This is a genomic window from Marivirga sp., from assembly GCF_035704835.1.
Taxonomy (GTDB): domain Bacteria; phylum Bacteroidota; class Bacteroidia; order Cytophagales; family Cyclobacteriaceae; genus Marivirga.
Genome location: NZ_DASSWQ010000011.1, coordinates 1 through 10633, shown reverse-complemented (window position 1 = coordinate 10633; position 10633 = coordinate 1). Strand labels below are relative to the sequence as shown.

10 protein-coding genes are annotated in these 10633 nt (G+C 33.5%); 2 read left to right on the top strand and 8 right to left on the bottom strand.

Annotated features, from left to right (window positions below; all coding sequences use genetic code 11):
- Window positions 1-139: 139 nt before the first annotated feature.
- The 7 genes from VFM92_RS01835 to VFM92_RS01805 form a co-directional block, all read right to left on the bottom strand.
- Window positions 140-1402 (bottom strand): DNA sulfur modification protein DndB, encoded by a 1263-nt coding sequence (locus VFM92_RS01835; RefSeq protein WP_325120486.1) that lies wholly within the window; start codon window positions 1400-1402, stop codon window positions 140-142.
- Window positions 1403-1415: 13 nt separating this feature from the next.
- Window positions 1416-1940: a hypothetical protein gene (locus VFM92_RS01830; RefSeq protein ID WP_325120485.1), complete on the bottom strand. Its 525-nt coding sequence runs from the start codon at window positions 1938-1940 to the stop codon at window positions 1416-1418.
- Window positions 1941-1963: 23 nt separating this feature from the next.
- Window positions 1964-4411, bottom strand: coding sequence for a hypothetical protein (locus VFM92_RS01825; RefSeq protein ID WP_325120484.1), 2448 nt, complete (start codon window positions 4409-4411; stop codon window positions 1964-1966).
- Between the two features lie 104 nt (window positions 4412-4515).
- Window positions 4516-4944, bottom strand: a complete 429-nt coding sequence (locus VFM92_RS01820; protein ID WP_325120483.1) for a hypothetical protein — start codon at window positions 4942-4944, stop codon at window positions 4516-4518.
- A 147-nt stretch (window positions 4945-5091) separates the two neighbouring features.
- Window positions 5092-7572: a ribonucleoside-diphosphate reductase subunit alpha gene (locus VFM92_RS01815; RefSeq protein WP_325120482.1), complete on the bottom strand. Its 2481-nt coding sequence runs from the start codon at window positions 7570-7572 to the stop codon at window positions 5092-5094.
- Window positions 7573-7716: 144 nt separating this feature from the next.
- A complete protein-coding gene (locus tag VFM92_RS01810) occupies window positions 7717-8712 on the bottom strand; it encodes a ribonucleotide-diphosphate reductase subunit beta (protein WP_325120481.1) in 996 nt (331 codons plus the stop codon).
- Window positions 8713-9081: 369 nt separating this feature from the next.
- On the bottom strand, window positions 9082-9588 hold the full coding sequence (locus VFM92_RS01805; RefSeq protein ID WP_325120480.1) for a hypothetical protein: 507 nt from the start codon (window positions 9586-9588) through the stop codon (window positions 9082-9084).
- Between the two features lie 289 nt (window positions 9589-9877).
- Between VFM92_RS01805 and rplU the strand changes: the two genes are divergently transcribed.
- Window positions 9878-10189 carry a 50S ribosomal protein L21 gene (gene rplU, locus VFM92_RS01800; RefSeq protein WP_325120479.1) on the top strand — a complete coding sequence of 104 codons (312 nt, stop codon included), beginning with the start codon at window positions 9878-9880 and terminating at the stop codon, window positions 10187-10189.
- Between the two features lie 8 nt (window positions 10190-10197).
- A complete protein-coding gene (gene rpmA / locus VFM92_RS01795) occupies window positions 10198-10455 on the top strand; it encodes a 50S ribosomal protein L27 (protein WP_085518803.1) in 258 nt (85 codons plus the stop codon).
- 71 nt (window positions 10456-10526) lie between these two features.
- Here rpmA and VFM92_RS01790 read toward each other — a convergent pair whose 3' ends face one another.
- Window positions 10527-10625, bottom strand: a complete 99-nt coding sequence (locus tag VFM92_RS01790; RefSeq protein ID WP_414675557.1) for an IS3 family transposase — start codon at window positions 10623-10625, stop codon at window positions 10527-10529.
- Window positions 10626-10633: the final 8 nt, after the last annotated feature.

Below are 10633 nucleotides of genomic sequence, written 5' to 3'. Positions count from 1 at the left end.
TGTACTTTTCATGTACAAAAAAAAGCTCATTGAAACACATTTCAATGAGCTTTAGAAAAAATATATTTATTTACCTATATATCAGAGGATTACAAGATATTTTAAAGCCTTTTACCAACTATTTTTGGCAATTAAATCTTTAATATCGAGGTAATTCATTTAATATGTCATTTATATCTTCTCCCTCAATGTTTGTTTTATCTGCATATTTAAATTTTAGTGATTTTAGCTCAGATGGTCTTATAATATCTTCATCATAAAGATAAATTAAAAGGAGTTTTACAATACCAGATGTCCCCATAATCATAGTTTTTTCATTTGGATTCCACAATACATTTTTCCATGGTTTTTCATTAATACTAAAGTCAATTTTCTCGAATCTCTTAAATATTATCCCAAAATTTTCTTTCGTTCTTTTTTGAATTTCAATAGAAGCTTGGACGAAAGGAAGCAAGCCTACAGGCCTAAAAAGTAAGTTGCCACCATTCTCTTTATTTCTAAATTTCAGTGCAGGCTTTTCACTAACTTCTAATCCAATATACTCCTCTATAGAATTTAGCTCTTTAGAAAAATTATCCCAGTATTTTCTACAAAAGCCCTCAAATAAATCTATTTCTTTTTGACTAGGTCTAAATTTCAAATACTCTTTAATTTTTTTCTTGTCCCTTTTCTCATCTGGTTCATTTTCCTTTCTTAACTTTCTGAATAATTTCAAAAGTTCATAATTGCATTGGTATAAAGTAATAATTGAAGTAATCGATGTCTTATCAGTATCGTTTATTGCTTTGTTTTTTGATTTGGTAACCCTGCTTTTTGTAAATAATTTATGCTCTTCTAATAATATTCTTGTAACGATAGCAACACTATCATCTTCATCTAAGGCTATGATATCATCCATAGTAACTGGTTTAGCATATCTATTTAGAGTAGTAAATAAGCGTCTAGACTTTTGCATCCCTACTGAATCCTTACTATGGCCTATTAAAATCACACCAATTGACTCTTTACCTAATGATTCCTTTTGTTTAATTGCTTCCTTAATACCTTCAACTCTATGCTGACCATCAACAGGGAAAATCTTCTCTTCACCACTGAATTCTAAAAAACCCATATTGAAGAATTCTTCACCCTTGAAATTTAATTCTACCTCAACCCAATTAGGAGAGTCATTATAAACAGCCAAAACTATGGAATTAAAAAATCTTTCTGATTGATTTAATATGTACTCACTAATACTTAAATGGTTCTTGGTTAAACTTCTTTGAATTAAATCTCTCAAACCTTCCGATTTATGAAGTTGATCATTAATTTTCTCAACCTTTTCAGAAATCTGTTTAAATGTCATTGTTCCTATGTAGTAAGTCCAATCGCCTATTTTTGCTCTTATTGCTGGTATTTTCATAACTGATATTTGTTTAAAAAGCTTTTACAGCATCTCTGATTCTTTTTTCTGGAATCAAATCATTAAATGGTGGTATTAAACTATTAATTAACTTTGATTCTAACTCTACTATAAGTTCATTATCCTCAATTTCCGCATAACGTAAATATAAGTTGTGTTTAAAAAATTCTAGCATTGTAGTGATTTTTGGTCTTTCAGTATCATTCAAATATTCCCTAAAATATTTTTTACATCTGACCCTAAAATTATGTGAATCTGTAAGCTGTACTCTTCCTATATATGCTAAATACTCACTAATTTCTGGAAGAACATTTGATTTAATGATAAATAAGTAAATCCCCCCTTTGTTATTAGGCAGATTTTTAACTTCACTCGAAAAGTCATTTCCAAGTGCATTTAGAAATTTATGCTCTTTCCAGTTTAACTGGTTCATTATTTCTATTGGAATATCAAATTCATTCCATAATGGAGGATATAACTTAAATCCAACTGTATGATTTCTAAGTTCTTTACCTAAATCAAAAGCATCTCTTTGCATAATAAAATTAATTATTCATAAAATTAGTCCCCAACCCCAATCATCATTTCTTCCATACCGCCAAAATTTAAGATGAAGGCTGAATAATAATGATCAAATATATCTTTTAGATATTCACCTACGTCCACAATCTCTTGGGAATTTCCATCTTCAGCTGCTCTACTAATTTGAAAACCACGATTTTTAGTGATTGAATATAAAAATAGCGTATGGAAATAAACAGACGTTTTATACTTATTTTCAGCCAATGCTAATTGCTCTGAATTTGGGTTTTTATAAGTAGATTTAAAATTCTTAAGTACACGGCTATCCATATTTACTAAAATCTTATCCAAAGCACTTTCACCTTCCGCCACTGGATACATTACTGTATCATGGTTAAAATCATCACTTATTGCATCCTCAGCATTCTGCCAAGTCATAAATCCTTCTTTATCCTCATATACCAAAACCATTGGAGGTATCCCCGCTAATTCGGGTTCTTTTTCTTTCTTTGGTTTAGTTTTTTTGGGGTTATCCTGCTCAGTGATTTTAGCCCAGAAAATTTCATCTAAATCTTCACCTGGTCCAGTTAAGGTCACTTTTATTTCAATATCATCTCCAATATTTACTTGAGCCTTCGGATTTAGACTAATGCGGATAGTTCCATCATTAGGACTAGATGTTGCAATATTAAAAACATCTTCAATATTGGTTGGACTAACTTGATTGCCACCACCACTATTATTTTTATTATAGCTTACAAGAGCTATTTTAAGTTTACCTGGCTCTGCCACACGATCAAAATAATTGTTCTCAACATCAGTATCAAACAAAAGTTTTTTCTCACTCCCTCTAGGTATATTTACAGCTTTTTGCCCGTTTTTTTCTGGTAATTTAAGTTTAAATCTAGTAGGAAACCTTTTTGGATTAAATGGCTCTTTCTCTTTCCTTTTACTATTCTTTTCATTCCCTTTCTTATCTTGTTCATCCTTAATATGTTCTAGCTTAAATGTTTTATTCAAGAGTTGCATTAACTCAGAATTAAAGGGCAATTTTTTACTTATAGATTGGAGAAGTTGATTAGTATCACCTTCATCGAAAGATATTTGTTGTCTTCTTTTTTTATTGATTTCAGATAGTTTTTCGTTAGCCTTCAATTTCTTTGCTAAAAATTGCCGTAAAGATCTTGTTTCATCGCCATCCTTTAATCTATCTCTGGATGCCATAAATAACTTATTCCTAAAATCAATATCCATGTTATCACAGTCAACATGAACTAATAAATGATGCTTAAGCATATTCATTTGTAATGAACGAACAATGAATTCATAAGTATAATGTCCATGAACCTGTCCATTTACTGAAAAAAGAACTGACATATTACTCTTGAAAAATTCATTTCTTATGGTGTCTTTGGTTTCTTTGGCAGATTTACCATCAACCTTATTATTAAAAACATAACATGTTACTTTAGCAGATCCATTTTCACCAAAAAGATCATCTGAATAGGTTTCTGAAAAAAAAGCTTCTATATATTTATTATCATCTTGCTCTAATCTTCTTTTAAGTCCGTACAATGGTCGTTCTAGATTTCTATCATCAGGGTATCTTTCTTTCTTATCTACAGTTAAGATTGGAAGAGCGGGTTCAAACAAATATTCATTTATACTCTGATTAAGGTCTCGAGAAATAACAGATCGACTTCCTGATGGAAGATCATAAGAATACAATTTTATAATAGTTCCTACCTCGAATTGTCTGTTGTATAACCCCAATTCTAACTTATCTATAGGAAAAGAAGGGATTTTATCTTGATACTTAAAGAATTCATACCAAGTATTTTTCTTAGTTTTCTTTTCTTCAGAAGTTAAAGGATGTTCTCGGATTAAGGTAAATCCAAAATCCCCAGATTTATCATACCTTTTTGATCCTATGAGTTGATAACCATGTTTTCCACAGAATACAATCGCACCACTTCCTCCCATATTGTATTTTCCTTGTACAAAATGAATCTCATTTTTATTACCACTTAACAAAGAAAGAAAAGTCTTCTCAAAATTCTCTGGGTGTTGACCTTCCCCCTCATCATAAATGACTAAAGAAGAATTCAATTTCGGACCATCGGCCACAATTTGTAAAGATTCAGCTTGTTTTTTTCTAAAAACAGGTAAATCCCAGCTAGAGTTGTCAGGAAAAAACAAATTAATAGCATCCTGCATTGTCCTAGGAGCTGTATCTGATTTTGGATCAATATTATTTTCTAGGCATTTTCTAGTTAAAGAAGCATCAATAGAATTTGTTAATTTCTCAATTAGTGCAGCAATAGAATTTGATTGTTGGTTTTCTATTATTCCATAATTACTATTATTCCCTCCTAATGGATACCAATTTTCACTATTATTAAAAAGGTCATGCTTTTCAATAACTTCTAAAAGTTCTGTCTCATTCCCTGCAGTATATAATTCATTAAACAGTTTTGGTAAGTCCATTAAGTTGAAATATTAAGTTCTAAACTAACGCTTGCCATAAAGTTATTCCAAATCTTCTAAAAGTAAAATTATTTGATATAATAATACATAAATAGCAATCTGTCCTAGTCTTTAACTTTCAACTGAATGGTTAAAAATTCTTGATACTTATAGTTATCTGTATTTTCATTATACAAATGAGATGTACTCTCAAAATGAATCAAGGCATCTGATATTAAAACTTTATTAATATCTCCCGCCTCCATATAAGAGTATTTAAATATTCGTTTCCCAGGTTTAGGAATCCTATAATATCCATATTGATGATGAATTTTGTATTGAACTGGAACTTGATAAAGTTCTAAAGCCCATTCCCCTTCAAATTTTAAATTTTCAATAATATCAGGAAGCTGATTCTTTACTTTTTCAAACGATTCAAATTCGGTGATCCCAATATTCACTTTTCCATCAATATTATTTCCTATTAAAATAAATTTGGATTGTGGAACAAGTCTATTGAATTGAGTTTTTGTATGGTAGGTTTGGTTTATCATCTTATCTAAGTATTTAGATAACTAATTTAATAATTTATACAGGAAATTCCTCAAAACCCACAGGCTTTATACTAAAAAAACCACCCAGTTTCCCAGGTGGTTTTCGGCTATGAATAAACAGTTTGTGTTTATTTTCTTTAATCTCATTTAAGATCCACACATTTCGCAATCATCAGGATTGTCCAAAGAACAAGCTACCTGAGCTGCTTTAAGCGCTGCTAGATCGTCTTCGGCATTGGCCTGTGGTCCTTGACCTTGAGCTCCACCATTATTTGCTGGTCTTTTCACCTTAGTATCGGTATTGAGGTTAATGTCCTGAGGCTTGCTTTCCGGCTGTGGTTCGTTCAACTGACTTTTATCAACAGTAAACTGAATCGCACTAGTTGCTGCTTTTGAACGTAAATAATACATTCCGGTTTTTAAACCTTTCTTCCAAGCATAGAAATGCATAGAAGTCATCTTACCGAAGTTAGGGTCTTGCATGAACAAGTTCATACTCTGTGACTGACAAATGAAAGCTCCACGGTCTGCAGCCATGTCAATAATTGCTTTTTGAGAAATCTCCCAAACGGTTTTGTACAATTCTTTGATATCCTTTGGAATATCCGCAATATCCTGAACTGAACCATTGGCTGCAATCAGTTTATTCTTCATGTTGTCATTCCACATGCCTCTTTCAATCAAGTCACGCATTAAATGCTTGTTCACTACCACAAACTCGCCTGACAATGTTCTTCTGGTGTAGATGTTAGAGGTATATGGCTCAAAGCACTCATTGTTACCTAAAATCTGAGAAGTAGAAGCTGTTGGCATTGGTGCCACCAATAATGAGTTGCGAACTCCATTTTTCTTTACTTCTTGTTTCAAGGTAGTCCAATCCCATCTTTCTGATGGCGTTACGTTCCACATATCGAATTGGAAAATTCCTTTAGACACAGGCGAACCTTTATAGGTCTCATAAGGACCTTCTTTTATAGCCAAATCTTTAGAAGCAGTCATTGCAGCAAAGTAAATGGTCTCAAAGATTTCCTTATTCAACTTTCTTGATTCTGCTGAATCAAAAGGATAACGTAATAGCATGAAAGCATCAGCCAATCCTTGAACACCCAAACCGATTGGTCTGTGTCTCATATTGGAAGTTCTGGCTTCTTCTACTGGGTAATAATTGACATCAATCACACGGTTCAAGTTTACTGTAGCCGTATAAGTAATATCATATAATTTATCGTGATCGAAGAATTTCTTTCCGTTCTCATCATCTTGCACAAACATAGGCAAGGCAATAGAAGCCAAGTTACAAACGGCCACTTCATCCTTAGACGTATATTCTAAAATCTCAGTACATAAGTTGGAAGACTTGATGGTACCCAAGTTTTTCTGATTCGACTTTTTATTTGCCGCATCTTTATACAACATATAAGGTGTACCCGTCTCAATTTGAGATTCCAAAATCTCGAACCAAAGCTCTTGGGCTTTTATGGTCTTTCTTCCTTTTCCTTCTCGTTCGTATTTTTCATAAAGTTTTTCGAAGTCATCTCCATAAGCTTCATCCAAGCCTGGCGCTTCATTCGGATCGAATAATGTCCATTCTGCATTGGCTTCCACTCTTTTCATGAATAAATCCGACATCCACATAGCGTAAAATAAATCACGCGCACGCATTTCTTCTTTTCCGTGGTTCTTTTTCAAATCCAAGAAGTCGAAAATATCAGCATGCCAAGGCTCTAAATAAATAGCAAAACTACCTTTTCTTTTTCCACCCCCTTGATCCACGTATCTTGCGGTCATGTCAAAGTTTCTCAACATCGGAACAATACCATTGGAAACCCCACCGGTTCCTTTGATGTATGAACCTGTTGCTCTTACATTATGGATGCTTAGTCCTATACCTCCGGCTGACTGAGAGATTTTAGCCGTTTGCTTCAAGGTATCATAAATACCATCTATACTGTCTTCCTGAATAGTCAATAAGAAGCAAGAGGATAATTGTGGTTTAGGAGTACCAGCATTGAAAAGTGTTGGTGTAGCATGTGTAAACCACTTTTCAGACATCAAATTATACGTTTTGATTGCTGATTCAATATCTTCCCCGTGGATACCAATCGCCACTCGCATCAACATATGTTGTGGACGCTCAACGATTTTTCCATCAACTTTCATTAAATAAGAACGCTCCAAAGTTTTGAAACCAAAGAAATCATAACCAAAATCACGGTCGTAGATAATAGCAGAATCTAATTGAGCCGCGTGTTTTTTGATGATGCCATAAGTTTCAGTTGAAAGCAATGGTGCATTTTGTCCAGTTTTAGCATCCACATAAGTGTAAAGCCTTTTCATGGTATTGCTGAAAGACTTGCTAGTGGTTTTATGCAAATTGGAAATGGCAATCCTAGCGGAAAGTTTGGAATAATCCGGGTGTTTTACCGTCATGGAAGCCGCCGTTTCAGCAGCTAAATTATCCAACTCCTGGGTAGTTACGCCATCGTAAATACCGTTGATTACTTTTCTAGCCACATCAATTGGCTGAATGTAATTAAGATCTAGGCCGTAGCATAATTTTTCTATGCGGGCAGTAATTTTATCGAATTTGACGGTTTCTCTCCTACCGTCTCTTTTTACAACTAACATGCTATTATTTTTATGGGGTTATAGGTTCTTGTTCCTCGCACGAGGCGAGGGGTTCTTTGTTTTTTATTTTCTTTTTTGCTCACTAGATTCCTGCCTTCGCAGGAATGACGCTATGAAATAGCTAAAGTGCTATAACTGACATTTTTAAAAGTCTTCATCCAAAGAGAATTTAGCTTTATCGCTATCTTCTTCTTTTTTCATTACACCGGCTTTCTGATAATCCCCAACTCTTTTCTCAAAGAAGTTAGTTTTACCCTGCAATGAAATCATTTCCATAAAGTCAAATGGATTGCTTGATCCGTAAACTTTATCACATTCTAATTCTTGTAATAATCTGTCCGCCACAAACTCAATATACTGACACATTAAATCCGCGTTCATTCCAATTAATTTTACCGGCAATGAATCCGTTACAAATTCTTTTTCAATTTCCACTGCATCAGTGATGATAGCTGTCACTTTATCTTTTGGTAATTTATTAACCAAATGGTTGTTGTAAAGCAAACAAGCAAAATCACAATGCAATCCTTCATCTCTAGAAATTAATTCATTGGAGAAGGTTAATCCTGGCATTAAACCTCTTTTCTTCAACCAGAAGATAGAGCAGAAACTTCCTGAGAAAAATATTCCTTCCACAGCAGCGAAGGCTATTAGTCTTTCTGCATAATTTCCTTCATCAATCCAACGTAAAGCCCAGTCTGCTTTTTTCTTAACACAATCCATAGTATCGATAGCATTAAAGAGACTGCTTTTCTCCTTATTATCTTTTACGTAAGTGTCAATTAAAAGACTGTAAGTTTCAGAGTGCACATTTTCCATCGCAATTTGGAAACCATAGAAAAACTTAGCTTCAGTGTATTGAACTTCAGCTACGAAATTTTCGGCTAAATTTTCGTTTACGATTCCATCACTGGCTGCGAAGAATGCCAGTACATGCTTTATGAAATGTGTTTCGCCATCCGTAAGGTTTTCCCAATCTTTCTGATCCTGGCTTAAATCAATTTCTTCGGCAGTCCAGAAGCTAGCTTCTGCCATCTTATAGAATTCCCATATATCTTTATGTTGTATTGGAAATAATACGAAGCGGTCTTTATTCTCCTTCAAAATCGGCTCGTCTTGGAATGTGGTTACTTCACTCATCTCTGAAATATTTTTTAATTTTTTATAAAATCCTCAAAGAAAACAGGTTGGTTTAGGCTAATGAATTCTTACTAAAGCAGATAGAAAAAATTACGCAATCAAAAACTTCATTTCTCTTCCCTATTTTCTTGGCTGTGCTTACAAATATTAGGAACTCTATTCAAAAATCAAAGGAGCAAAAGTTACTGACAGGGGGTTGTGGATAAGTATATATATATCTGTCTAACAACAATTTACATGCCTTTATCTCAGCTTCACTTAGGGGAATTTTGACTGTATTCAAGCATTAAAAAAACTTGGGAAAGTTTTCCACAAGCACAAGCAATTGTAGCTATCAAAAAATGGTTAAAAAGACCCTATATTACATCACTAATTATTATATAACAATCTCTCTTTCAAGTCTTCTGGCATAAATTCAATCTGTGGTTCTACTTGATTCAAGAAATAAGCTACTGGTCCGTAGTAGGTATTGTTTGTCACTGGATCTTCAAATTTTCGATAGACTCCTTTCTTCATTTTATTAGATAAAGCTGCTGAAACTGAGCTCCTTACTTTAGATTTATTAAGATCAGGTTCCTTTTCCATGATGAAATCTACCACTTCATTTGTTTTGACCAATTTCCGCTTAAAATCAATAAAATAGGCGATTTTCTTCGTCCAGGCCCATTGATCGTGATAAGCATTTGTTTTTTGGTGAAGCAAATTTTGCGCTTCATTTTCCTGAAAAAGAGGTAAGTTAACCAAATTAGAAAGATGACTATCTATCTCCTCAATTTCCGCCTTGAATTGATTGATTTTCATCTGCAAAGCCTTCTTTTTATCTCCTAAAGCTTTTATATATAAATCTGTATATTTCTCAGGAATGTTTACCTTCATCTCTCCATTCTATTTCCATGTATGATAGTTTCAAATTAAAGCACTGCAAGCATACTAAGCAAGCATATCAAGCTATTTATTATTTTAAATCGGATTAAAAAGCAATAAAACAACTTTAGTCGCTTGTATTTTATTATAAATGAAGCAATATCTCAATCGCTTATCAAATGTGCAGAACAGTCTTAAAGATATTTATTAGGATTGATTTCATAGCTTTTGTAACATTAAATAAAATCACTATATTTGCATTCCTTTTGGGAAATAGTATACTTATTAAATAATTATTTCAATGTACGCAATTGTAAACATAGCCGGAAAGCAGTTCAAAGTAACGCAAGACCAGTTCGTATACGCTCCAAAGATGGAGGGTGAAGATGGCGCTTCCGTAGAGTTCGACAAAGTATTGTTATTAGACAATGATGGAAAAGTCGAAGTAGGTGCACCTTTAGTAAAGGGCGCTAAGGTATCAGGGAAAATCCTTGGTCATGTTAAAGGCGATAAAGTAGTCGTTTTCAAAAAGAAAAGAAGAAAGGGCTACAAGAAAAGAAATGGACATCGTCAGGATTTCACAAAAGTATTAATCGAAAAAATTTCAAAATAATATAAACCATGGCACACAAAAAAGGAGCTGGTAGTTCTAAAAACGGTAGAGAATCGGAAAGTAAACGATTGGGTGTGAAAATTTATGGTGGCCAAGCTGCAATTGCAGGTAACATATTGGTTCGTCAGCGTGGTACTGCTCATCACCCAGGAGAAAACGTGGGAATGGGTAAAGACCATACACTATTTGCACTAACTAATGGAGTGGTTCAATTTAAAAGAGGTAAAAAAGACAGATCATACGTTTCTGTTGAACCTGTTAATTAAGCACAAAAAATATTCTAATTCTGAAGCCTTTCAACTATGATCTGACCCCAAAAAGTTGGACGGATTAAAAATTAATTTATTTGTGAATGAGTTCTGTATTTCACAGGACTCATTCCTTTTAGTTTACTTTTTATTCGATAATTGTTGTAATAGTCGATATAGGCTGTCACTTCCTTGA

Coding starts and splice junctions, on each gene's coding strand:
- VFM92_RS01825 (WP_325120484.1), bottom strand. CDS start 4,411: ATGGACTTACCAAAACTGTTTAATGAATTATATACTGCAGGGAATGAG.
- VFM92_RS01830 (WP_325120485.1), bottom strand. CDS start 1,940: ATGCAAAGAGATGCTTTTGATTTAGGTAAAGAACTTAGAAATCATACA.
- VFM92_RS01835 (WP_325120486.1), bottom strand. CDS start 1,402: ATGAAAATACCAGCAATAAGAGCAAAAATAGGCGATTGGACTTACTAC.
- VFM92_RS01810 (WP_325120481.1), bottom strand. CDS start 8,712: ATGAGTGAAGTAACCACATTCCAAGACGAGCCGATTTTGAAGGAGAAT.
- rplU (WP_325120479.1), top strand. CDS start 9,878: ATGTACGCAATTGTAAACATAGCCGGAAAGCAGTTCAAAGTAACGCAA.
- VFM92_RS01820 (WP_325120483.1), bottom strand. CDS start 4,944: ATGATAAACCAAACCTACCATACAAAAACTCAATTCAATAGACTTGTT.
- VFM92_RS01815 (WP_325120482.1), bottom strand. CDS start 7,572: ATGTTAGTTGTAAAAAGAGACGGTAGGAGAGAAACCGTCAAATTCGAT.
- VFM92_RS01805 (WP_325120480.1), bottom strand. CDS start 9,588: ATGAAGGTAAACATTCCTGAGAAATATACAGATTTATATATAAAAGCT.
- rpmA (WP_085518803.1), top strand. CDS start 10,198: ATGGCACACAAAAAAGGAGCTGGTAGTTCTAAAAACGGTAGAGAATCG.